Annotated in this window: 13 protein-coding genes and 7 pseudogenes; 6 read left to right on the top strand and 14 right to left on the bottom strand. The window is 72.2% G+C overall.

Features of this window, described 5'->3' with window-relative positions; translation table 11 throughout:
- Positions 1-181: 181 nt before the first annotated feature.
- Both CRP52_RS27480 and CRP52_RS27485 read right to left on the bottom strand, forming a co-directional pair.
- Positions 182-3,787, bottom strand: coding sequence for an endonuclease/exonuclease/phosphatase family protein (locus CRP52_RS27480; protein WP_097238843.1), 3,606 nt, complete (start codon positions 3,785-3,787; stop codon positions 182-184).
- Between the two features lie 216 nt (positions 3,788-4,003).
- A complete protein-coding gene (locus tag CRP52_RS27485) occupies positions 4,004-4,453 on the bottom strand; it encodes a peptidase inhibitor family I36 protein (protein WP_179852937.1) in 450 nt (149 codons plus the stop codon).
- A 472-nt stretch (positions 4,454-4,925) separates the two neighbouring features.
- Here CRP52_RS27485 and CRP52_RS27490 point away from each other — a divergent pair, with 472 nt between their 5' ends.
- Positions 4,926-7,649: an ATP-binding protein gene (locus tag CRP52_RS27490; protein ID WP_097238845.1), complete on the top strand. Its 2,724-nt coding sequence runs from the start codon at positions 4,926-4,928 to the stop codon at positions 7,647-7,649.
- Between the two features lie 44 nt (positions 7,650-7,693).
- On the opposite strand, the pseudogene CRP52_RS27495 reads toward CRP52_RS27490, so the two are convergent.
- Positions 7,694-7,864, bottom strand: a pseudogene (locus CRP52_RS27495) (response regulator transcription factor); the annotation flags it as partial.
- A 389-nt stretch (positions 7,865-8,253) separates the two neighbouring features.
- Between CRP52_RS27495 and CRP52_RS27500 the strand changes: the two are divergent.
- Positions 8,254-8,475, top strand: a pseudogene (locus CRP52_RS27500) (MBL fold metallo-hydrolase); the annotation flags it as partial.
- 60 nt (positions 8,476-8,535) lie between these two features.
- On the opposite strand, the gene CRP52_RS39880 reads toward CRP52_RS27500, so the two are convergent.
- From CRP52_RS39880 to CRP52_RS39885, 3 genes and pseudogenes are all read right to left on the bottom strand, one after another.
- Entirely contained in the window at positions 8,536-10,005 is a 1,470-nt protein-coding gene (locus CRP52_RS39880) for a serine/threonine-protein kinase (RefSeq protein ID WP_257032877.1), read from the bottom strand.
- Between the two features lie 66 nt (positions 10,006-10,071).
- Positions 10,072-10,336, bottom strand: a pseudogene (locus CRP52_RS38510) (VOC family protein); the annotation flags it as partial.
- Between the two features lie 99 nt (positions 10,337-10,435).
- Positions 10,436-10,552 (bottom strand): annotated as a pseudogene (locus CRP52_RS39885) (GNAT family N-acetyltransferase); the annotation flags it as partial.
- 24 nt (positions 10,553-10,576) lie between these two features.
- Between CRP52_RS39885 and CRP52_RS39890 the strand changes: the two are divergent.
- Positions 10,577-10,712: pseudogene (locus CRP52_RS39890) on the top strand (GNAT family N-acetyltransferase); the annotation flags it as partial.
- A gap of 15 nt (positions 10,713-10,727) precedes the next feature.
- On the opposite strand, the gene CRP52_RS27525 reads toward CRP52_RS39890, so the two are convergent.
- The 3 genes and pseudogenes from CRP52_RS27525 to CRP52_RS27535 all read right to left on the bottom strand — a co-directional run.
- Entirely contained in the window at positions 10,728-11,996 is a 1,269-nt protein-coding gene (locus tag CRP52_RS27525) for an FAD-dependent monooxygenase (RefSeq protein ID WP_097238846.1), read from the bottom strand.
- A 494-nt stretch (positions 11,997-12,490) separates the two neighbouring features.
- Positions 12,491-13,099: a hypothetical protein gene (locus CRP52_RS27530; RefSeq protein ID WP_097238847.1), complete on the bottom strand. Its 609-nt coding sequence runs from the start codon at positions 13,097-13,099 to the stop codon at positions 12,491-12,493.
- 305 nt (positions 13,100-13,404) lie between these two features.
- A pseudogene (locus tag CRP52_RS27535) lies at positions 13,405-13,521 on the bottom strand (ATP-binding cassette domain-containing protein); the annotation flags it as partial.
- Positions 13,522-13,677: 156 nt separating this feature from the next.
- On the opposite strand from CRP52_RS27535, the pseudogene CRP52_RS27540 reads away from it, so the two are divergent.
- A pseudogene (locus CRP52_RS27540) lies at positions 13,678-13,935 on the top strand (helix-turn-helix domain-containing protein); the annotation flags it as partial.
- A gap of 20 nt (positions 13,936-13,955) precedes the next feature.
- Here CRP52_RS27540 and CRP52_RS27545 read toward each other — a convergent pair.
- The 3 genes from CRP52_RS27545 to CRP52_RS27555 form a co-directional block, all read right to left on the bottom strand.
- Entirely contained in the window at positions 13,956-14,789 is an 834-nt protein-coding gene (locus CRP52_RS27545; RefSeq protein WP_097238848.1) for an alpha/beta fold hydrolase, read from the bottom strand.
- A 217-nt stretch (positions 14,790-15,006) separates the two neighbouring features.
- Positions 15,007-15,207 carry a hypothetical protein gene (locus CRP52_RS27550; RefSeq protein WP_097238849.1) on the bottom strand — a complete coding sequence of 67 codons (201 nt, stop codon included), beginning with the start codon at positions 15,205-15,207 and terminating at the stop codon, positions 15,007-15,009.
- Between the two features lie 34 nt (positions 15,208-15,241).
- On the bottom strand, positions 15,242-16,309 hold the full coding sequence (locus CRP52_RS27555) for an alpha/beta fold hydrolase (RefSeq protein ID WP_097238850.1): 1,068 nt from the start codon (positions 16,307-16,309) through the stop codon (positions 15,242-15,244).
- Between the two features lie 231 nt (positions 16,310-16,540).
- On the opposite strand from CRP52_RS27555, the gene CRP52_RS27560 reads away from it, so the two are divergent.
- Positions 16,541-17,356, top strand: a complete 816-nt coding sequence (locus tag CRP52_RS27560) for an alpha/beta hydrolase (RefSeq protein WP_097238851.1) — start codon at positions 16,541-16,543, stop codon at positions 17,354-17,356.
- A gap of 9 nt (positions 17,357-17,365) precedes the next feature.
- Here CRP52_RS27560 and CRP52_RS27565 read toward each other — a convergent pair whose 3' ends face one another.
- Both CRP52_RS27565 and CRP52_RS27570 read right to left on the bottom strand, forming a co-directional pair.
- The gene (locus CRP52_RS27565) at positions 17,366-20,161 is read right to left on the bottom strand and encodes a helix-turn-helix transcriptional regulator (RefSeq protein ID WP_257032878.1); all 2,796 of its coding nucleotides are present in this window, start codon (positions 20,159-20,161) and stop codon (positions 17,366-17,368) included.
- Between the two features lie 8 nt (positions 20,162-20,169).
- Positions 20,170-20,967, bottom strand: coding sequence for an AAA family ATPase (locus CRP52_RS27570; protein ID WP_218893122.1), 798 nt, complete (start codon positions 20,965-20,967; stop codon positions 20,170-20,172).
- Positions 20,968-21,694: 727 nt separating this feature from the next.
- On the opposite strand from CRP52_RS27570, the gene CRP52_RS27580 reads away from it, so the two are divergent.
- Entirely contained in the window at positions 21,695-22,630 is a 936-nt protein-coding gene (locus CRP52_RS27580; protein WP_097238854.1) for an alpha/beta hydrolase, read from the top strand.
- Positions 22,631-22,711 lie beyond the last annotated feature (81 nt).

Here is a 22,711-nt window from a genome sequence, read left to right on the forward strand (position 1 = left end):
GTCATATGACGCTGAGTCCGCGATGCCGGCCAGGTCGAGCGTGACTGAATCCGTGCAGCTCAGCCGACCGCGGTGTTCGTATGACTGCAGCCGGCGGGGCGGACGCTCGGGGCCGGCCGCGGAGAGCGGCCGGAGGTGGGGAGATGCTGTGGCGCCCGGGGGAGGCCGGGCGCCACGGGGGTCAGCCGGTGACCGGCAGGAAGCTCCAGTGGAGCTTGGGTGCGGTGGACGCGGGGCTGCTGATCGTCGCCACGTCGGAGGACGCGCTCCGGGTGAGGTTCAGCTGCTCCACGGGGGTGGTGCGGTTGGTCAGGAGGGTCCCGTTCGAGCCGTCGGGTGTCGCGCACCACAGGTAGCCGTCGTCGTTGGGGCGGAAGCCGCCCATGGTGACGGCGCTGCCGTCCAGCGGCTGCCCCGGATGGGCCGCCGTCGAGTTGACGTACTGCCCCTGGTTGACCAGGTAGAAGCAGGCGTCCGAGCCGATCCGACCCGCGGAGACCGTACCGAACCGCTGGTTGCCGTTGTGCCCGTTCGGGGCGAAGAACAGCGGGTGGGGCGCGGTCTCCAGATCGTCCACCGTGAGCGCCGAGGGCTGGGACCCGTTGTCCCCGGAGACGATCTCGTTGAGGCCCGCGGCCTCGCGGGGGTCCTGGAGGAACCAGCGCTGGGCGGCCGAGCCGTCGTAGTCGCGGCCGGCCAGCGCCTGGCCGCTGCCGACGTCGGTGAGGAACTGCCGGGTGACGTAGTTCTGCAGGGTCCAGGTGCCGTCGAGCTGGTCGACCGGCGCCCAGAGCTGGTCCAGTGCCGCGTTCGGCCACAGCACCGTCCGCGCGTTTCGGGTGCCGCCCTCCTGCCCCAGGTAGCGGCCGCTGAAGGGAACGTTCGCGTGGAACAGGCGGTAGTAGCCGGGGTACTCGGGGTCGGGCGTCAGGCTGAACACCTGCGACGGGAGGTTCGCCTGGTCGATCGGCTGATCGGCGACCACGTGGCTGGTGCCGGAGGGGCCGGCCACGTTGGTGGTGGCGGCGCTGCGCACCACGACCTGGGCGGGCACGGCCTGCGCGGCCTGCTGCTGCGCCGGCGCCTGCTGGTCGGGCAGGTTGGCGAGGGTGAAGACGACGGGGTAGTGGTCCGACGTGGTCAGGTTGACCCGCACGGCTCCGGTGACGCTGGGCTGCGCCTGGACCGCGGGAACGACCGCGTAGTCGATGGTCGAGGACGGCGCCGTGCTGGTGACCAGCGGCGTCGGGCGCGTGGGCAGTTGCTGGGAGTGGATGGTGAAGTCCGGGGCGATCGCGGCCTGCAGGCTGTCCACGGCGCGGTTGTAGTCGCCCATCGCGATCCAGGGCAGGTCGGTGCCCCTCAACTGCTCCCGGATGTTGTGCAGGAGCTGGGGGTCGTCGCTGCCGCTGCCCGAGGATCCGTGCACCGAGAAGTAGACGACGCCGCCGACGTTGATGCCGAGCGCGGGGCGGGAGTCCGTGCCGTCGGTGATCCTGCCCTCCCGGGTGGTGTACACGCCGTTGCGGTCGACCCGGGTGCGGCTGAAGACTGCCATGTTCACCCGCCCGACCGTTCCCGGCCTGGGACTGGTGTCCGTGTGCAGCCAGTACAGGAACCCCGTGGGCCGGGCGGCGCTGCCGATCCGGTACTCCTGGACCGGAACGGTGAATCCACCGTTGTCGAACCACTGGGTGTTGGCGGTCGCGATGTCCCCCAGGAACGTGGCGCCGCGGGGCGGAGCGCCGGCCTCCTGCAGGGCGATGACGTCGGCTCCGGCCTGCCCGAAGCCGCGCCCGTACAGCTGTGGCAGGTCGTTGGCGTACTTGTTGCCGTTGGCGTCGGGGGTGTCCGCCCCCTGCATGTTCCAGGTGGCGACCTTGCGCGTGTTGTCGTCGCGCGGTTCGAGTCCGCCGGTGTCCGCCAGGAACAGCGACGGCCGCTTGCCCGTGTCGAGGGGCACGACACCCTTGTTCGTGTAGTCGAGGGTCTCCCGGCCGCCCCAGTCCGGGATCGCCTGGCCGTCCTGGCTCAGCGGCTGGAACCGGTCGGGGGCGCCGGCGGCGGAGCCGAACTGGAAGGCCGTGCCGGACTGCGTGCCGTAGGGCGCGTAGGGCTCGTACGCCCCGCCCGGTGTGGTCTGCTTGACCATCGTGTTGTCGTGGAAGACGTTCTGCGGGCCCGAGGAACCGGACCACTTGACCGCCTTGGGGCCGGCCGCCCACCAGATCGGGTACCAGGTGCCTTCGTCGACCTCGCCGCCCTCGCCACCGCAGTTGGTCTGGCAGCTGCCCGAGCGGTGCTCGTACGGGACCCTCAGTTTGTTCTGCTCGAAGAGGTTGTTGTGTTCCCAGCCCCCGTGCAGGTTCAGGTCCGAGTCGAGGTCGTTGCGGAAGGCGACGTTGCCGCTGGCCGACCACTGGAAGGTGAAGTGGCGCAGGTTGCGGCTGAGGTTGTAGGCGTACAGCGAGTCCCAGACGCGGCTGCCGCGCAGGTAGCCGTTGCCGCCCTTGCCCTTGTTCCAGGCACCGTCGAAGCTGTTGCGCTCGATCTGGAGGTTGCGGGCGTCCTCGGTGACGATCGGGTGCGAGCCGGTCATCTCGGCCTTCAGACCGCGTACCCAGTCGTTGGCGGCCCACTTGAAGACGATGCCGTGCATCGCGTACTCGGGGGCCATGTTGCCGTAGTTGTGCACGGCCTGGTCGGGGGTCAGCTGGTAGGTGCCGCCGCCGAGCTTGGGCAGGCCGTTCATGTCCTGGGTGAAGGCGAAGTCCTCGAAGCCGACGCCCTGGACGACCTTGAGCGGGGTGACCTTGCTGGCGTACGGCTTGTCGCCCAGGGCGGGGGAGCCGTCGGAGGTGGAGTCGACGGGCAGGTCCCACTCCAGCGGGCGGTCCAGAGTGACGGTCTTGGCCGCCGCGTCCAGGGAGTTGACCCGGAACATCTGCTGGCGCATGTGCAGGTTGTCCATCTGGCTGCGGTCGGACACGCCCTGCTGCTCGTAGAACTTGACGCTGTTGGCCGCTCCGACCCAGACGTAGCCGCCCGGGGAGAACTTCTTCATGTCCGCCTTGGCGTCCAGCTGCACGGTGCTCTGGCCCTGGCGGGCCGCGTAGCCGGGGTCGGCGGCCGGGGCGGCGACCTTGATGCCGGAGGCCCAGTGCTGGTTGACGCTGCCCTCGAAGATGTCCTTGCGGTTGGTGGGGGCGGCCGCCCAGTCGTCCTGGTAGCGGTCGGCGATGTCGTGGGTCTGCACCCGGAACAGGCCGCGGCCGGGCCAGATCCAGCCGCCGGTGCCGACGTCGCTGCCGCTGCCGGCCTTCATGCTGTCCTGGTCCCAGCGGCCGTTGACCAGGGTGTCGTAGCGGGTGTTGACGTCCGGCCGGAACACCAGCCGGGTGCCGCCGTCGCCGGAGCCCTGCCCGCGCAGGACCAGGTAGTCGGCGTCGACGTAGATCTGCCGGGACACGTCGATCCGCCCGGCCGGCAGGGAGATGAGCGAGAGCCGGTTGAAGTTGGCGTTCGGCGAGCAGTTGGCCTTGACCTCGTCGATGGCCTTCTGCAGCCCGGCGGTGTCGTCGGCGCCGTCGTTCGCCCGCACGCCGTATCGGGCGGCGAGCACGTCCGGGGTGATGCGGCAACCGGGATCGTCGGTCAGGTCACCGTCACTGGGCAGCTGCTGGCCGCCCCGGAAGCCCACGCGGGACCAGTCCGGCATCCCGGGGGGCGGCGACGTGCGGTTGGCGAAGCTCAGGTCCGGGCCGTCGGCCCCGGGGCCGGCCGTCACCGCGGTGGCGGGGGCTGCCGCTTCGAGGACGGGCGCAGCCGAGGCGAGGGCCGGGACGGTGAGGGAGAGCAGCAGGCCGGACAGCAGCGCGGCCGCTGGTCGAAGACGTTTGATGGGAGTTCCTTCCGTGTCATCGGATGGTTCCGGGGCGGGTGCCGGGGGCAGTGGCGAGCGGGGCGGATCCGTCAGGCACCGCTCTCGGGCCGGACTCTGCTGCTATGGGCACCAGAACTGGAGGGAGGAGATCCGGTCGTTGACGTAGTACTTGGAGCTTCCGGTGCCGTAGTCGGCCGTCGCACCCCAGTGCCACGTCTCGGTGTAGTCCAGGTCGGAGGGGTGGAGCTCGCCGTACGGGTCGTCCATGAACTTGACCGAGCACTGCGAGTTGTTGATCCAGGACGACACCTGGTTGTCGGCGATCTCCCCGTTCAGGAAGTGGACCTGCGTGAGGCGCACGATCGCCGCGTTGCCACCGGCCGGGGGAGGCGTGACGATCGCCTTCGAACCCGTCCCGCCCTCGTGCTGGTAGAGGCAGAGCGCCCACGCGGGGCAGCCGTCGTAGGGCGGGTTCGCCGCGGACGCCGGAGTCGCCGTGGCGATCAGCGCCGCGCCGGCGAGGGCGGTCGCGACGGCGGCGGACTTCAGCCGGAGGGATGTGCGGGCCATGGTGGAACTCGCTTTCGGGGGTCGGCCTGTAGAGCCGATACAGGCTGGGTGACATTGCTTGCGCGCGGCCATCGAGGGGTACGGTCGGGCAGAGGGGGCACGACGCATCGAGCGGAACCGCTGGCCAACCGTGCTTCACCGCCGCGCGTCGGCACATCAGTCATCTGACTGCGGGAGCCGACTGGTTGATCGCGTCGGTTGCACGTCGGGCGGTGAGCCACGGCCGGGGGGTGAGCGGGCCTGGTTCGGGGCTTGACGGAGCGGACGTACCGTCAAATGACCGATGTCGAACGGTGGTGCGGAACCGACGACGGAGAACGCACGCCCGCCCCGAAGGGACACACCGTGTCCGTACCTCCCGCGCCACCGGCCCGGGGACGGCCGGGGACGACCGGATCCGTGCGGCTCAGCCGGCCCCGCTCTTCGTAGGATGGGTGTAGCTCCTCCGGGAGGAACTCGTACCGGAGGATTCATGGCACAGCGCGCGAAACACCAGCTGCTCGGGCGCGCCCGGGAGTTGGACGTGCTGGCCGGCTTGCTGCGCGAGGTGGGCGACGGGCGCAGCCGGGTGTTGGTGCTGCGGGGTGAGGCCGGCGTCGGCAAGTCGGCGCTGCTCGACCATCTGGCCGGTCAGGCGGGGCCGTGGCAGGTCGTGCGCGCGGCCGGCGTTGAGGCCGAGGCTGAGTTCGCGTACTCGGCTCTGCAACGGCTGTGCGCCCCGCTGTTGTCGCACCTCGACAGGCTGCCGGAGGTGCAGCAGGACGCACTGCGGGTCGCGTTCGGCCTGAGCGCGGGGAACCCTCCCGAGATGCTGCTGGTCGGGATGGCGGTCCTCGGCCTGTTCGCCGAGGCGGCGGCCCGGTCTCCGCTGGTGTGCCTGGTCGACGACGCGCAGTGGCTGGACCTGATGTCCCAGCGGATCCTGGCGTTCGTCGGACGCCGGCTGGACGCGGAATCGGTGGCGTTGGTGTTCGCCGAGCGGATCACGGACGGGAAGGCGGAGGACGAGGGCCTTTCCGGTCTGCTGGACCTTCCTCTGGGCGGGCTGGCCGATGCCGACGCCCGGGCGCTGCTGGACGGCGTGCTGCCGGGGCCGGTCGACGCCCGGGTGCGGGACCGGATCGTCGCCGAGACCGGCGGGAATCCGCTCGCCCTGCTGGAGTTGACCCGGGGCCTGTCGCCGGCGGAGTTGGCGTTCGGCTTCGGCGGGCCCGGCGCCGGCCCGTTGGCGACCCGGCTCGAAGACGGCTTCCGTCGGCGCGTGGACGCGCTGCCGGGCGACACCCGCGCCCTGCTGCTGGTCGCGGCGGTCGAACCGGTCGGCGACGGGTCGCTGTTGTGGCGTGCTCTGCGCCTGCTGGGAGTCGGTCCGGAGGCAGCGGCGGCAGCCGAGGCCGCGGACCTGATCACGCTGGGAGCCTCGGTGCGGTTCCGGCACCCGCTGGTGCGCTCCGCCGTCTGGCGGGGCGCGGAGCCCGCCGAGCTGCGGGAGGCGCACCGCGCCCTGGCCGAGGCCACCGACGCCGAGCGCGACCCCGACCGGCGGGCCTGGCACCGGGCCCATGCCGCGGTCGGGCCGGACGAGCAGGTCGCCACCGCACTGGAGGGCTCCGCCGATCGGGCCCTGGCGCGCGGTGGGCGGGCGGCCGCCGCCTCCTTCCTGGAACGGGCCGCCGCGCTCACCCCCGACCGGAAGGAGCGGGCGCGGCGCGCACTGGCGGCCGCAGCGGCCAACGTCGCCGCCGGCCTGCCGACCCGGGTGCCCGACCTGCTCGCCGCCGCGGAGCTGGGGCCGCTGGACCGGTTGCAGCAGGCCCATGCCGGCCGGCTGCGGGCCAAGGCGTCGTCCATGACCGACTCGGGGAAGGGCGCGGTGCAGCCGTTGCTCGACGCGGCGCGCCAGTTCAGGGACCTCGACCCGGCCGTCGCGCGGGAGACCTGCCTCGCGGCGTTCGACGCGGCCATCTGGGCCTGGCCGCTCGACGAAGGCGGAATACGGCGAGCGGCCGAGGTCGCTCGTGGCCTGACACCCGGCGACGAGCCGGCCGGAATCTTCCTCCGTGCCCTGGTCGCATGGACCACGGACGGGCAGGCCGCCGCCTTCCCGCTACTGGCGCGGGCGCTGCGCTCCCTCGCCGACGAGGAGGAGCCGTCCGTCCTGTGGGCGGCCACGAACGCTGCCGCGGAGCTGGGCGATCTCCAGGCATGGCTGGACGTCACCGATCGGGCGGTCCGTTTCGCCCGGACGACGGGCACGCTGTCGGTCCTCTCGACGGCGTTGCCCTACCGGGCGGGCGCGCTGGGCCATGCGGGGCGTCTCTCCGAAGCCGAGGACCTGCTGGCCGAGGCCGCAGCCATGGACACGGCCACCGGAGTGGCGATGCGCACGGCCACGGCGGCCTTGATCGGCGCGTACCGGGGACGGGAGCGAGAGGCCCTGGAACTGCTCGGGGCCATGGAACGGGACGGCGAGCAGCGTGGCCTGGGCCGGCTGATCCGCGTAGCCGCGTGCGAGCGGGCCGTGCTCCACAACGGCCTGGGCAACTATCCGCTCGCCATGGAAGCGGCGCTGCGCGGGGGAGGGCACAAGGACCTCGTGGTGCACTTCTGGACGTGCAGCGAGCTGGTCGAGGCCGCGACCAGGGCCGGCGAGCCGGCCGTGGCGGCCGGGGCGCGCGAGCGGCTCGCCGACTGGAGCCGGGCCGGCACGCCCTGGGCCCTGGGCGCGCATGCGGTCGCCGACGCCCTGACCGGAGCGCCCGAGCGGGCCGAAGACCGTTACCGCGAGGCCATCGACCACTTCGGCCGCGGCGGGCTCGGCGTGTTCGAGACCCGGGCCCGACTGCTGTACGGGGAGTGGCTGCGCCGCCGGAACCGGCGCGCGCAGGCCCGTACCGAGCTGCGGGCGGCGTACGAGGCGGCCGCGCGCATGGGCATGGAGGCGTTCGCCGAGCGGGCCCGGCGTGAGCTGCTCGCCACCGGTGAGACGGTGCGCAAGCGGACCGTCGGCGCGCCGGTCCTGACCCCGCAGGAGGCGCAGATCGCCCGCCTCGCGGCCGCAGGGCACCCGAACGTGGAGATCGGCGCACACCTGTTCCTCAGCCCTCGTACGGTCGAGTGGCACCTGCGCAAGGTCTTCGCCAAGATGGGGATCTCCTCCCGTCGAGAGATCGACGGCGCCTTGTCGGAGCGGTGACCGCCATGCGGTGATCGCCGATGCCCGGCGGGCCCGTGGGACGGCTACGGCAGCACGGTGTGCCACTCCCGCCGTGAGCTGATGCCGAGTTTGGTGAACACCTTGCGCAGGTGCCACTCGACCGTCCGTGCACTGAGGAAGAGCTCGGCTCCGATCTCCGCGTTCGAACGGCCGTCCCGTGCGTGCCTGGCGATCCGGCTCTCCTGCTCCGTCAGCTCGACCGTCCGTTGCGCGGCAGGCGGCGACACCGAGACCCCACATTCGGCGAGATGGCGCGGCGGCACCTCGTCACCTGACATCCGATGACAACTGGCTGATGATCCTTCAGCTCCATGTGTCCAGGCAGCAGTGAAAGGGCCGCTTCCTCAGCCTCAGGACGTCCAAGCGCGGGCGGCTGTCCGGATGCACCGACCGAGATCCGCTGACTTGAGTCGTACGACTGAAGTCCCGGCCACGTCGACCTCTACGACAAGGCCGAGTACATCGACCCCGCTGTCGGCAAACTCACCGCCTACTTCGCTCGCCATCTGGCCGGCGTCACCGACTGACGGTCCAGGCGAGGCCACCGGATCCCTGAGCTCCAGTTCGAGGCGCGTGCTGCGACGCCGCCCCGCAGGCGCGGGTGATCACCACCTTCGTGGGCGCCGGGATCATATCGACGGAGCATCCGCTGCCCATGGACCGGATCTACCTGCTCAACCCGGGTCAGTCCATCGACGTGGGGGACCGGACGCTCACCGCGTTCCGGCCGCCACTGTTCGACAACCCGGCGACCGTCGGGTTCTTCGACGACCGCACCGGGGTCTGCTTCAGTTCCGACTGCTTCGCCGACTGCTGCCGTGCGCGGCTCGCCGGGCGGCCGGCCTGACATGCCCGCGGGCGGCGGTCAGCGCTGGTTGAGCCAGCCGCAGACGAAGTAGTTCTGGTCCGCGTCCCGCTCGACGATCCACTGGTAGTTGACGTCGCCCGCCAGGCGCCCGGTGTTCGGGTCCTGTTGGGTGACCGTCGCCTCGACGCTGAGCTGGTCCGTCCCGACGGGTATGTCGTACGGCTGGAGCTGCCAGCGCGCGACGTAGTAGCCGTTGAGCGCGAACCCGAGCAGCGTCGAGCGCAGCCGGGGGCAGGTCCCGCTGCGCAGGGCCGTCATGTCGTGGTTGGCCAGGCCGTTCATGTACACCTGGAAGACCCGGTCGACGGCCGCACGGTCGAGCGTCGGGACGGCGGGCTTCGGCGTGTAGGTCGGCGTGCGCACCGGGGTCGGGGTCGGCGTCCGAGTCGGCGCGGGCGCGGTGCTGGAGCTGGTGCCGGCACTGCTGGCGGTCGTGGTGGGCGCACTGGTGGCCGCAGTCCTCCCGGCGTCGGATGCCGCTTCCGGCCACAGCTTCCACGTCGCAACGGCGACGGCAGCCGCCAGGACAACTGCGAGGAGCGCGCGGCGGGTTCGCGTGTGCCGTTCCACCGGTGGCGCCAGGCGCATGGTGCCCGGCGTCGGGTGCGAGGCGGCGGGCGGCGCCCAGTCCCGTGGGAGGCGCTTGGTGTCGAGGGCGAGTCCGGAGAGCAGCTCGTGGGCGGCCTCGGCCGTCAGGCGGTCCGCGGGCGCCTTGCGGAGCAGGCCCGTCAGGAGCGGTGCGAGCGCCCCGGCGTGGGCGGCCGGTGTCGGCTCCTCCGTGACGATGGCCAGGAACACGGCCCCGGCGCCCGCACCGGCGAACGGCGGACGGCCCTCCAGGGCGGTGTAGAGCGTCGCGCCCAGGGCCCACAGGTCGGACTCGGCCGTCGCCGGGAGCCCACGGACCTGCTCGGGGGCCATGTAGGCCGGCGTGCCGAGGAGCGCGCCCGAGCGGGTCAGCGTCAGGTCGCCCTCGACGGCGGCGATCCCGAAGTCGGTCAGGACGACGCGCCCGCCCTCCAGCAGCACGTTGGAGGGCTTGATGTCCCGGTGGGTGATGCCCGCCGCATGAGCGGCCCGCAGTGCCTCAAGGACCTGCAGACCGATGCGCGCGACCCGCTCGGGCGGCAGCGAGCCCTCCTCCTGGAGGAGGTCGTCCAGCGAGCGCCCGCGGACCAGTTCCATGACGATCCACGGCAGCCCGTCCTCCCCCGCCACCCGGTCGTGGACGGTGATGACCCCGGGGTGCTTGAGCCTCGCGGCGGCACGGGCCTCGCGGTCCAGCCGCCCGATCCACGACTCCCGCTCGGCGGGCTCCATGCCCTCGGGCAGCCGCAGTTCCTTGACGGCCACCTCCCGGTCCAGTTGCTCGTCGTGGGCCCGCCAGACCGTCCCCATGCCGCCCCGGCCGAGCACGTCGCGCAGCCGGTACCGCCCGGCCAGCAGGCGCCCGAAGTTGTCAGTCACGACACGGAACCTAACGCATCACCGGCGGCCGTCGAACGGAAACGAACGATCAGGGGCCGGAGTCGGTCAGCAGGGAGTGAGGAGGCAGAACTCGTACTCCTGCGGGTCGGCGAGCACGGTCCAGGAGATCGCGGACCGGCCGACACCGGGGTCGGGGGCGCCAAGGGCGCGCAGTCGGGACTCCTCCGCCGCCATGTCGTCACCGCGGCACGGGCGGACGTCGAGGTGAACGCGGCTCCACACGCTCTCGGTGTCCGGCGTGCGGACGAACTCCAGGTAGGGGCCGACCGCCTTGGGCGGAGCGCATGGTGGCGTAGTCGTCGGTGACCTCGCCCCCGCCGCAAACGGCCGCCCCGGCCAGTTGATCGGGGCCGGCCGGTTCTGACTCGCCCTGGCGGCCTGGCGAACGTCCGCCAGGCCGCCAGGCCGGTCAGGAGATGACGGGGCTGCGGCGCTCCACCAACACGACGTCGCGCCAGCCGCCGTTGTGGCGGCCGAGGCGTTCGCGGGTGCCGACCACACCGAAGCCTGCCTTGGCGTGGAGGGCCTCGCGGCCTCCGTGATCGCGCCCTCCAGCCACGTCCACCCCGACGCCCAAGGCCGGGGCGTCGGGGTGGCCCTGCTCCAGGCCCTGCTGGCCTCCACCGACGCCGCCGGGAATCCGGACCGTGCAGTCCGGCATCTTTCCGGAGAACACCGCCAGCCTCGGGGGCGCGGCGGTGTCAGCGGACGTCGGGCCGCGGGACGGTCCAGGAGGGGCGGTCGTTGACGTCGGCGACGGTGGCCAGGGACAGCTCCTTGTATCGTCCGGAGACGGCGGCGGCTCGGTCGGCGGGCAGTGGGCCACCGTGCTCGGCCGCGCGGGCGATGATCTCCTCAGGACCGAGGGCGCGGTTGGCCAGGACCAGCGCGTTCAGGACCGGGCGGCGCAGATCGTCGTACTGCCGCAGGGCGGCCACCGGGTCGGCCTCCCGGGCCAGGCACCAGGCCAGGACCCGGGCGTCGATCACGGACTGCGAGCCGCCGTTCATTCCCATCGGGAGCATCGGGTGGGCGGCGTCCCCGAGCAGGGTGACCCGTCCCGCGCTCCAGGACGGCAGCGGGTCGCGGTCGGCCATCGGGTACGCGAGGACGGGGGAGGTGTGCCCAACCAGGGCCGGCAGGTCGATCCACGGTAGCTGCCACTCGCGCAGGCGGGCCTGGGCCTCGGTCGCGGTGACCGGGCGGGCCTCGGTGGGGGTGGTGGGGCAGCCGGAGTGCCCCGGCGCCGCTGCGGGCGGTTCGTCGGGTACCTCCAGCACCCAGTTCAGCAGATCCTCGCCGGGCTCGGCGGTCGGGGCGATGGGGTAGGCGACGAACTTCGCGCCGGGGGTGCCGCCCGCCACGACCAGCGAGCGGCCGTCGAGCAGCCGCGGGCGGGGCGCGATGCCGCGCCACATCAGGACGCCGTGCCGGCGTGCGGCGCTCTCGTGCGGGTGGAGCCGGGCCCGGACCGCGGAGTTGATGCCGTCGGCGCCGACCAGCACCTCGGCCTCCTCCACCACCGTCGCCCCGGTCGGCCGGTCCAGGAAGTGGGCCCGGACGCCGCCCGGCACCGTCTCGAAGTGCTGTAGCCGCCGCCCGGTGCGCACCGCGTCCGGGCCCAGCCGCTCGACCACCGCCGCCAGCAGCAGGGTGTGCAGGCGGCCGCGGTGTACGGAGTACTGCGGCCACCGGTAACCGGCCGCCGTACCCAGCGGCTCGTCCCACACGGGTGCGCCGGCCCGGTCGTAGTAGCGCAGCCGCTGCGGCGCGAGGGCGATCGCGGCCAGTTCGTCGGCCAGGCCGAGCTCGGCGAGCTCCCGGACGGCATGCGGCAGCAGGTTGATCCCCACGCCCACCGCCTCGATCGCCCGCGCCGCCTCGCACACCCACGGGCGGAACCCGGCCGCGTGCAGGCTCAGCGCGCAGCTCAGTCCCGCAATCCCGCCCCCGACGACCCCGACCCGCATCAACCCCTCCTCCTTCTCGCACCGCTCCGGTCGACACGGGTGCAGGACGTCCGGCCCATGTGGGGGAGAAACGTATCTGCGCCGCTGCGGCCTGCTGGGGAACAGCCGCCGTAGCCCTTCCTCGCATGCCAGTGACACGTTGTCAGATACTCGTCCACCGAAGGGCCGCCCTGTCGACCTGTGACCCGAACGGGTGAATGTCCCCGGGCGGCGGAGCCGTGCGCCGACAGCGATCGGTGGATTTGGCGCGGGTATGGCCTGTCGGCCGGCCGCCTACCTGTCCGACTGGTCCACTACGCATCGTCACCAACGGAAGCGGCATGTCGAAGGATCTCGGGTGAGATGTTCCTGATGGCATCAGGGCTGAACCGTGTCGGACGGTGCCGAGCCGATCCATGCGCGCCGGGCGCTCCCTGACGGGTCCCTCTCCACCTGGCGGGGCCGGTGAGCGGGCGGGCCCGAGCGCAACACGCTCGGGCCCGCCCGGCTACGGCTCAGCCCAGCGTGCAGGCGAGCTCTGCCTTGATCCTGTTTCGGAGGTCCTCCTGGGCATAGCACTGGCCGCTGTAGACGTCCTGGAACTGGGGGCTGATGAGGTGGACGTTCACGATCTCGGTCACGATGTTGACGTTCCCCTGAGCCACGATGGTGTTGTGCGCGACCGCCACCTGTCCCGTCGGAGCCGTCCGGGCGCCGATGACGCCGCCCTCACCGTAGATCAGGTTGGTGATCTTGGTGTAGATGGTCACCTCCTTGCCCTGGATGTTGTTGCCGACGATGGCGACCGACCAGTCCTTGTAGTTGCGCTGCCAGCCGAAGTGGGTCTTCTGATTCAGGGCCTGCACGGCGCCGTAACCGAGCACGGATACCCAGCGGTGCGGGAGCAGCGGGCGCCCGGCCGGGTGGTCGCGGGGCTTCGCAGGCTCTCCCGACTGCGCGGCCTCGTACAGGTCCTGGGTCCCCATGCTCAGGCGGTCCGCCGCCGAAACCACCTGGGGTGCGGCGCTGGCAGGCGCGGCGATGGCGCCGGTGACGGCCAGTGCCGCGACCGCGGCGACCGCGGCCGTCTTCCACTTCCCGCCGGGCCGCTGACTGATGGTCATTCTGTTGCTCCTCGTTCTCATCTATCAACGAGCGCGCGGCACGCCGGACGCGCCCGCCGCCGGGCACCCCCGGCTCGCACCACTGTCGCCGACCCGTCCCCGGCACACATCAGTCATTTGACTGCAGGACACACCCAGGGCTTCGGCGGGTCTGCGCGGCGGGCGCCGCCGGCCGACAGGGCTGCGCCGGCGCCACGTTCGTTCCGGCGGGCCGACGGTTCCTTCTACCAGTGGCATTGATGCCGTGCCGTAGGTGCCGAAGGCGAAGCACTGCAGGCCGTCGCCATGGTCGAGCACGGTGGAGTGCCGGCGAGAACCCGCAACAGGGTGGACTTGCCGGCGCCGTTCTCCCCGATCAGGCCGATCCGGTGGCCGGGGGAGGCGGTCAGGCAGACGCCGTCGAGGACGCGCCGGCCACCGACGCCGAGCGCGACCCTGACCGGCAGGCCTGGCACCGGGCCCATGCCGCGGTCGGGCCGGACGAGCAGGTGGCGGCCGCGCTGGAGAGCTCCGCCGACCGGGCCCTCGCGCGCGGTGGCCGGGCGGCCGCCGCGTCCTTCGGCGAGCCGCTCGGCATGGAGGCGTTCGCCGAGCGGGCCCGGCGAGAACTGCTCGCCACCGGCGAGACCGTCCGCAAGCGGGCCCCCGGCGCGCCGGTCCTGACTCCGCAGGAGGCGCAGATCGCCCGCCTCGCGGCCGGCGGGCACCCGAACGCGGAGATCGGAGCGCGGCTGTTCCTCAGCCCCCGCACAGTCGAGTGGCACCTGCGCAAGGTCTTCGCCAAGCTGGGGATCTCCTCCCGCCGTGAGCTCGACGGCGCCCTGGCCGGGCAGTAGCCGGCCGCCGGGCAGGGCCTTCAGCGGGTGGCGCGGGCGGCCTTCTCGACGACCCCGGTCACCAGGCCCGGGTGGGACACCGCGACGGAGTGGGACGCGGCCACCTCGGTGGTGTGGGCGTGGGCGCGCTCGGCCATGAACCGCTGCGCGGCGGCCGGGATGTTGAGGTCCTCGGTCGTGACGATGTCCCAGCTGGGTACGGTCTGCCAGGCGGCTGCGGTGGCCTTCTCCGTCAGTGCGGCCTGTGCGATCGGCCGCTGCGACGCGGCCGCCAGCGCGGCCCGGTCGGCCGGGACGTCGGCGGCGAACTGGGCCCGGAACTTGTCCTGCTGGATGTACAGGTCGGTGCCGGTGCTGCCGTCGGCGTTGGTGAACGGCACCGGGTCCAGCGTGCCGGGCAGGGTGGAGCCGGGGAACCGGTCGGTCAGCTGCAGCGCGGATTCTCCCGGCGCGGGCAGGAACGCGGCGACGTAGACGAGGGCCTTGACCCGCGGCTCACCGACGGCGGCCTCGCTGATGACCGAACCGCCGTAGGAGTGGCCGACCAGGACGACCGGGCCCTTGATGTGGTCGACGAGGCTGCGCAGCGCGGCGGCGTCGGAGGCCGGGCCGCGAAGCGGGTTGGCGGCCGCGACGACCGGGTAGCCGTCATGGCGCAGCTTGGCGATCACGCCGTCCCAGCTGGAGCCGTCGGCGAACGCGCCGTGTTCGAGGACGACGGTCGGCTTCGGGGCCCGGTCGGCGGCCGAGTCCTGGGTCGCGGCATTCGCGGTGCCGACGACGGCGAACGCGCCGACGAGGGTGGCGGCGCCGGCGATGAAGCGGCGCGTGCGGCCCTTCTGGATGCTGAACATGGAAACACTCCAAGGGATTTCGAACAGTGCGGTGGATCCGGCGGTCCCCACTGTCGCCCTCGGACCGTTCCCGGCGCATCGGTCATGTGACTTCACGCTTCCGGGCCCCTCCGCGCCTCCGAGCGGCCTCGACGACCGGGCGTCAGGTGACTGATGTGCCGTCATCGGCGGAGAACGTCTTGTTCGCCAGTGCCGCGTCGTGCCTGACCTGCTGTGCTCAGAGGCCCGGATCCGCTGCCAGGCAGGAGAACCTGACCGCCAGCGCATCGGGGTCGTGGGCGTCCACCGCCCGATACGCCGGCAGCACCGCCTTCTCCTCGACCATGTCCTCGAAGAGGACGCGTTCCGGGAGCGCGCCGAATCGGGCCTTGCGGATTTCCGTCGCCTGTTCGTGCGTGCCGGGACTGGGATCACTCACGTTCGTACCTCCATGTGGTCGACCCGCTTGTGGGTCACAGGTGGTCGGCGTCCACCACGGCCTGGGCGAACGCCGTCGGCGCCTCCTGCGGCGCGTTGTGGCCGATGCCCGCGAGGACGCGGTGCTCGTAGGGGCCGGTGAAGAACTGCCGGTACCCGCTGCCGTCGGTCGTGGGCAGGAACGGGTCGAGGGCAGGGTCCACGGCGATGGTCGGTACCGTGACGGGCGGTCGGGCCGCGAGCAGCTGCTCGTAGCGGTCGTAGCAGCGCTCGCCGTCGGCCAGGCCCAGGCGCCAGCGGTAGTTGTGGATCACGATGGCGGCGTAGTCAGGGTTCTCGAACGCCGTGGCCGTGCGCTCGAAGGTGGCGTCGTCGAAGTTCCACGTCGGGGATGTCTCCTCCCACACCAGCCGGCACAGGTCGTGCCGGTTCTGCCTGGTCTCCATGGCGACGCGGCCGCGGTCGGTAGCGAAGTAGTACTGGTACCACCAGGTGTGCTCGGCCTTCGGCGGCAACGGGTTCTTCTGCGACGGGACGTTGACGATGAGGTAACCACTCACCGCCACCAGAGCCTTGACCCGCTCCGGCCACAGCGCCGCGACGGTTCCGGCGGCGCGCGAGCCCCAATCGAAACCGGCCAGCACCGCCTTGTGGATCTTCAGGGCATCCATCAGGGCGATGACGTCGAGGGCGATCGCGGCCTGTTGCCCGGTGCGGACGGTGGTCGGGGACAGGAAGTTCGTGGTGCCGTGGCCTCGCAGGTACGGCACGATCACCCGGTAGCCGGCGTCCGCCAGCAGCGGCGCCACGTCGACATAGCTGTGGATGTCGAAGGGCCAGCCGTGCAGACAGATGACCACGGGCCCGTGCTTCGGGCCGGCCTCGGCGTAGCCGATGTCGAGCACGCCGGCCCGGATGCGCTTCAGGTCGGTGAACGTGGTGTGGGTGCCCGGGGCGACGGCCGGGATGACCGGGGCCGGTCGGCCGGGCCGGTCGGCACCGCCCGCGAAGGCGGCAGGCGCGTTCGATGCCGCGCCGAGCGACACGGCCGTGGTGCCCACGCCGAGACCGACCGCTTTGGTGAAGGTACGCCTGTTGATCATGTCTGATCCTTCCTGGAGACCTGCTGATGCCTCCACTGTTCTTCGGTCACCGGCCCGGCGCATCGGTCACATGACGTCGAGACGCACGAAGAGGCTCACAGACGCACGAAGGGTCTGCCGGGCCGCCAGATTCAGTCATTCGACTGTTTCCGCCGTCCTACTGCTCGGTGATCCTCGAAGGAGCGCCGCGATGCCGGCGGGTCGTCGTGTGCGCAATCGGAAGGTCTGGCCGTGAAGCAAACCCCCGTCGTCCTCATCCACGGTGCGTGGTTCCACATGTCCTCCTGGGAGGGCTGGGCCGAACGGTTCACCGCGCACGGTTACGCGGTGTGCGTCCCGGGCTGGCCCGGCGAAGCGCCCACCGCCGACCAGGCCCGCCGCGACCCCGGCCCGCTGCGCGACCTCGGGCTCGCCGCGCTCACCGCCCACTACGAGGAGGTAGTGCGTACCTTGGACAATCCGCCGGTCCTCATCGGGCATTCGGTCGGCGGCCTCATCGCCCAGCACCTCCTCGCGGCCGGCCTCGGCCGTGCCGCCGTCGCCCTCGCTCCGTTGCCGCCCGGCGGTGTGCCGCTGGACGACGGCCGGCCCCGGCCGTGGTCGCCGATGTCGGCCGGCACGACCCGGAACCCGGGCTTCGGGCTGCTGCCGCGCGCCCGGTTCCGACACCTCGTCGTCAACGCGGTCGGAGAGGAGGAGGCCGAGAAGCTCTTCGACCGGTACGCCGTTCCGGCCCCGCTCCGGCTGCTCGCGGACCTCGGACTCGACCGCACCGCCGCCGGGCCGGCCGACACCGTCGTGAACGCGGCCAACTCGGCACGCGGACCGCTCCTGCTCGTGTCCGGCCAGGAGGACCGGATCGTCCCGGACGCCGTGACCCGCTCGGTCTACAAGCTCTACGGCGACTCCTCCGCCGTGACGGACCTGAAGCAGTTCGCCGATCGAGGGCACTCCCTGGTGTTCGACAGCGGCTGGCGTTCGGTCGCCGACCACGTCCTCGTCTGGCTGGCCGCCAACGGCGTCGAGGCCGTGGTCGCAGGGGGCTGAGCGCGGGCATCAGACCTGCGCCGCGTCGGTCCGGCTCAGTGCGTCGCGCAGCGCGGCCCGGGCCGTGATGCCCAGCTTGGGGAAGATGCGGTACAGGTGTGAGCTGACGGTTCGTGGCGACAGGTGCATCCGCTGGCCGATCTCCTTGTTCGTCAGGCCGCTGGCGGCCAGGTCGGCGATGCGGCGTTCCTGCCAGGTCAGCGAGGCCAGGTTGAGCGTCGAGACGCGGGGGGCAACCCCGGTGGAGCGCAGTTCGGCCCGGGCCCGTTCGGTCCAGCCGGCCGCACCCAGCTGCTCGAACGCCTCGGCCGCCGGGACCACGTACTGCCGTGCCGCCTCCGGACCCTGGACGTGGCGCACCCGGATGCCGTGCGCCAGCCGGATCCGGGCCAGCTCGAACGGGAAGCGGTCGGCGTCCGGGTGGGATTCGGCCCGCGTGAACATCTCGGCGGCCTCCCGCTCGTCCTCGGCGGTCATCGCCAGCGCGCCGTAGGTGATCAGTGCCAGGCGGGGCGACACCTTCGGCAGACCGGTGTCGCGCGCGGCGAGTGCGTGCGCCCGGGCCTGCTCGACGCGTCCGGTGTACCGGGCGGCCTCGACGAGATCGAGCAGGGTGCGCGAGGCCTGGTACGCGTAGGGCCGGAACGTGCCCGGCTGTGTGATGCCGATGGCGTAGAGGTACGCGGTCTCGTAGTCGCCGGAGCCCAGCGCGGCGGTCGCGCCGGCGGAGTCGGCGACCTGGGCCAGGAACCCCAGACCGCGCGGGCGGGCCCAGGCGTCCACCTCGGCCTGGAGGTCCCGCGCCCGCCCGACCTGACCGCGCAGCGCCGCCAGCTGGGCCAGGTACGCGCGGCTCTGGGCGGCGAACAGGTGGTGGCCGTGCTCGGTGGCCAGGTCCAGGCCGCGCTGTCCGGTGTCCTCGGCCTGGGCCCATTCGCCGGCCGTCATCTGGTCGAGCATGATCTGGTGCAGCATGACCATGCCGGTGGCCACGGCTCCGGTCTCCAGCTCGCGGTCCACGACGCGCTGGAGGTGGGGGCGGTAGTGGCTCAGGACGTCGAGGTGGTACGCGGACGCGCCGAGCCGCGTGACGGCCCAGGGTTCCAGCTCGGACAGGTTCGCGGCGGCCTGTCGCACCGGCCCGGCCCAGCCTGCTCCGTGCCTGGTCACATCGCTCCACGTGTCGCTGTAGAGGCGCGAGTGTTCGGTGACGAGGTCGCCCATGGAGGCGAGGAGTTCGCGCGTGCTCTCCCAGGCCGCGCGGTCCCCGCTGAACTGACTGATGGCCAGGAGCAGGATCACCAGCCGGGTGAGGACCTCGTCGGGTTCGGCGGCCTCGCCGGCGATGGCTGTCCCTGCGTCCCGGAGCTTCTCGATCGCGGCCGAGACCTGGCGGTGCGTGGAGCGGACGTCCCCGTCCTGGTAGAGCGCCCGGTAGGCGGCCGCCAGCACCGAGGCCGGCGAGTCCGTCGAGCCGGGCGCGAGATCTGCCTGGACCAGACGGTGCGCTTGACCAAGGCGAGCGGCGTGACCGGCGACGAAGGCCGCGTTGGTCAGTCGCCGGGACCGGTCGGCGTGGTTCTCGCTGAGCTCGGCGGCCCGGGTCAGCCAGGTCACGGCGGCCAGCGCGCCGCCGCGCCGGGTCGCCGACTCGGCCGCCGCCTCCAGAATGTCGGCGACGTCCTCGTCCGGATCGACCGTTGCCGCTGCCAGGTGCGTCGCCCGGCGTTCGAGGTTCTCCCGATGAAACTGCGCCAGCGCCAGGTGCGCGGCGCGGCGCTGGTTGGGAGTGGCCATCCGCATGACGGCGGACCGCACGAGCGGGTGGCGGAAGACGAGATCGGCGGTGACCACGTCGATGTCCAGCAGACCAGCGGCCACCGCCGTGTCGGCGTCGCGCATGCTGTAGCGGGTGCCGGGGACGGGGTCGGTGCCGCTCGGGGTCCCGGCGCCGTCGAGCGCGCCCATCAGCAGCTGGGTCCGCACCCGCTCGTCGAGGGCGGCGATGCGGGTGCCGAACAGCCGTTGCAGCCGCCGGGGCAGGGGCACGCCGTGCTGACCGATCAGATCTTCTACCGGGAGGTCGCTCGACCGGCCGGCGAAGTGGGCGGGCAGCTCCACCAAGGCCAGGGGGTTGCCCTGGGCCTGCTCCAGGACGATTCGACGGACCCGTCGGCTCAGCTCCGGGTACCGGTGGTCCAGCAGGCGGGCCGCGTCCTCGTCGGTGAGGGCGGTGATCGGCAGTTCGGGCAGTGCGGCGGTGTCGAAGCGGGACGTGAGGTCGGTGCGGACCGCGACCAGCATCTTCGCCGGGCTGCCGGCCAGGCGTCGGCCCACGAACCCGCAGATGTCGGCGCTGGAGTCGTCCAGCCACTGCGCGTCGTCGAGGACCAACAACAGCGGCCGCTGTGCGGAGGAGAGCGACAACAGGCTGAGCACGGCGATGCCGAGCGCCATGACCGACGGCGGATCGCCCTGCACTCCGCCGAACACAGCGTCGAACACCGCCCGGGTCCCGTCGTCCAGCCGCGCGACGTCGGCGAGCAGCGGATGGAGGAACTGGTGCAGCCCGGCATAGGGCAGCTCGGACTCCGCCTCGACACCGGCGGCCCGGAGGACGACGTGGCCCTCCTGCTCCGCCAGCGCGGCGGCGTGGCCCAACAACGAACTCTTGCCGACCCCCGTCTCCCCTCGCAGGACGAGAGCCTGGCCCGTGGCGGACGTCACGAACGCCACGAGCTCCGCCTGCTCGTCCTCGCGGCCCACCATCGCCGTGGTGACGCCCCATCGCTGCAACCCGGTCATGTGTCCCCCTACCTCTTCCTGATTTCGCTCTCACCGCGCTGCAGCTCCATCAGCGCCAGCGGGTTGCCGCGTGCTTCGGCGACGATCGCGTCCCGTACGCGGGGGAGCACCGGACCGGGCAGCACCGAGTCGAGCAACGCCCGGGCGTCGTCGTCGCGGAGCCCGTCGACCTGTAGCTCAGGCAGGCCGGCAAGGAGTCCGGCGCTGGTCGGCGTGCGGACCGACGCCGAGGTGGACACGGCGAAGACCAGGGCCACGGACTCGGCGTCCAGCCGCCGGGCGACGAACGCGAGGACGGCCGCGGAGATCCCGTCGATCCACTGCGCGTCGTCCACGACACAGACCAGCGGCTCGACAGCGGCGGCCTCGGCGAACAGGCCCAGCACGGCCAGTCCGGTCAGCAGACCGCCAGGCGATCCGCCATCGCTCGGTCCGCGCTCCAGCCCCAGCTCCAGCTCCAGCTCCAGCGCCGTCGCCAGAGCGGCTCGCTGCGCCGCCGGCAACCGGTCCAGCTGGCTCAGCAGCGGAGCGCACATCTGCTGGAGAGCCGAGTACGCGATCTCGAACTCGGTTTCCACCCCGACCGTGCGGACGACGCGGCCTGCCGGGGCGCGACCGGCCAGATAGGTGAGCAGCGCGGTCTTGCCGATGCCGGACTCCCCGCGCAGGACCAGTACGCGGCTGTGTCCGCGGCGCAGGTCGAGCAACAGCCGATCGAGTACTTCCTGTTCCCGGGCGCGTCCGCGCAGTTGCGGCGACAACGGATCCCCCGTCCCGTCCGGCCTGCCCTTGCCGCCAGGCTCCACCCTCGTCAACTCCTTCTTCGCCGCAACGGAAGCCGGTCGGCGTCCACCGACCACGATCCCGGGACCACGGGCCCGTCGAGCCAGTGTCGAACCCTGGCCAGTACCCGGGCCGGGGGCGACCAGTGTGGGATCCTCCCCGCGTCCGCGAGGTTCCGCCAGGACCTCGCCCACCGTCTCCCGGGCGATCACGACCCGTTCCCACACGGCCTGCGCCTCCCGCAGCACCGCCCGCGTCCGCGCCTGGCACCGCCTGCACCCCCGCGTCCGGCGACGCTCCGCCTGGAGCGACCACCAGGGCCAACTCCCCACCGTCGAGGGCACCCTGATCCGCCTCGACGTCGAAATCGGTCGTATTGAGTCATACGACTGATGCGTCGGTCCGTGCTGACACGTCAGGATCGGATCTGCGTCCCGTGCAGGTGTGGCGGGCGTCTCGCGCCTTACCGCCGCGCGCGGCCGGAGGAGACGCAACACACTCCTGCGGACGGCCACAACAACCGCGCCCGGATCCGTGCGCTGCTCGCCCTTCTCTGTGGTTCGACCAGGGTCATCGGTACCAAGTTCGACGAGTACTGGAACCAGGTCTGACACCGCTCCTGCCTCGGCCCGCACGCCCAGCCCGCGGCACCGGGGCAGGGGCCTCCGGCCCGGGAGGGACAGTCCCATCCTCACGCGTCCGGAACCTGCCGGAAATCCCACGAACCGACCGACTCAAAGGAGTGCCCGCATGGCCAGGTCCGACATCCGTTTCTACAGTGCCGACATCGAGATCGCCGCGCACCTGTACACTCCCGACACCCCCACTGCGGGCCCTCTTCCCGCGCTGGTGGTAGGCCATCCTGGAACAGGGGTGAAAGAGCAGACTTCCGGGACGTACGCGCAAAGGCTCGCCGAGCGCGGGTTCGTGACCCTCGCCTTCGACGCCGCCCACCAAGGCGAGTCCGGCGGTCTTCCGCGGGGCCTGGAGGACCCGGCGCAGCGTGTGGAGGATTTCAAGGCCGCGGTGTCATACCTCATCGCGCGTGACGACATCGCAGAGGACCGAATCGGCCTGCTCGGCATCTGCGCGTCCGGAGGGTACTCCTTGTCCGCGACCGGCAGTGACAGCCGGGTGCGGGCGGTGGCCGCCGTGTGCACCGCCGACCCCTCCCGCCAGTTCCGGCTGGGAGCCGACGGGGGGCAGAACCCGGCCGTCTTCCGGTCCCTGCTGGACGCGGCTGCCCGGGCCCGTACCGTAGCCGCCCGCGGCAAGGACCCCGGTGTGATGACGATGTTCCCGCGGAGCGCCGAGCAGGCACACGCGCTGGGCGGCGAGCACGGCGTCGAAGGATTCGAGTACTACTGCACCACGCGCGGCGAGCACGAACGGTCCGCGAAGTTCCTGGCCTGGGAAAGCATCGACCGCCTGGCCGGCTACGACCCGTTCTTCGCCGTCCCGCTGATCGGCCCGCGTCCGATGCTGCAGATCGTCGGCGACCGTGCCGTCACCTCGTGGATGGCCGTCCAGGCACATCAGCGTGCCACCGGCCCGGCCGAGCTGTACTGGATCGAAGGCGCCAGTCACGTCGATCTGTATGACAAGAAGGAGTACATCGATGCGGCCGTCGACAAGCTGACCGCTTTCTTTTCCACGCACCTGAACGCTCGCGGGTCGAGCAGCTGAAGCGCGACCCTTGGCTCCCTGCCCTTCCTGTCCGACCGGCGCAGGTGCGCCCGCGCCACCTCGGGCTGCTGAGGGCAGGGT

It is taken from the genome of Streptomyces sp. 1331.2, assembly GCF_900199205.1.
Classification (GTDB): Bacteria; Actinomycetota; Actinomycetes; order Streptomycetales; family Streptomycetaceae; genus Kitasatospora.

Bases quoted from the DNA above. Each gene is read 5' to 3' on its own strand.
- CRP52_RS27545 (WP_097238848.1), bottom strand. From the start codon at position 14,789: ATGTTCAGCATCCAGAAGGGCCGCACGCGCCGCTTCATCGCCGGCGCC.
- CRP52_RS27485 (WP_179852937.1), bottom strand. From the start codon at position 4,453: ATGGCCCGCACATCCCTCCGGCTGAAGTCCGCCGCCGTCGCGACCGCC.
- CRP52_RS27525 (WP_097238846.1), bottom strand. From the start codon at position 11,996: ATGCGGGTCGGGGTCGTCGGGGGCGGGATTGCGGGACTGAGCTGCGCG.
- CRP52_RS27565 (WP_257032878.1), bottom strand. From the start codon at position 20,161: ATGACCGGGTTGCAGCGATGGGGCGTCACCACGGCGATGGTGGGCCGC.
- CRP52_RS27530 (WP_097238847.1), bottom strand. From the start codon at position 13,099: ATGACCATCAGTCAGCGGCCCGGCGGGAAGTGGAAGACGGCCGCGGTC.
- CRP52_RS27555 (WP_097238850.1), bottom strand. From the start codon at position 16,309: ATGATCAACAGGCGTACCTTCACCAAAGCGGTCGGTCTCGGCGTGGGC.
- CRP52_RS27490 (WP_097238845.1), top strand. From the start codon at position 4,926: ATGGCACAGCGCGCGAAACACCAGCTGCTCGGGCGCGCCCGGGAGTTG.
- CRP52_RS27580 (WP_097238854.1), top strand. From the start codon at position 21,695: ATGGCCAGGTCCGACATCCGTTTCTACAGTGCCGACATCGAGATCGCC.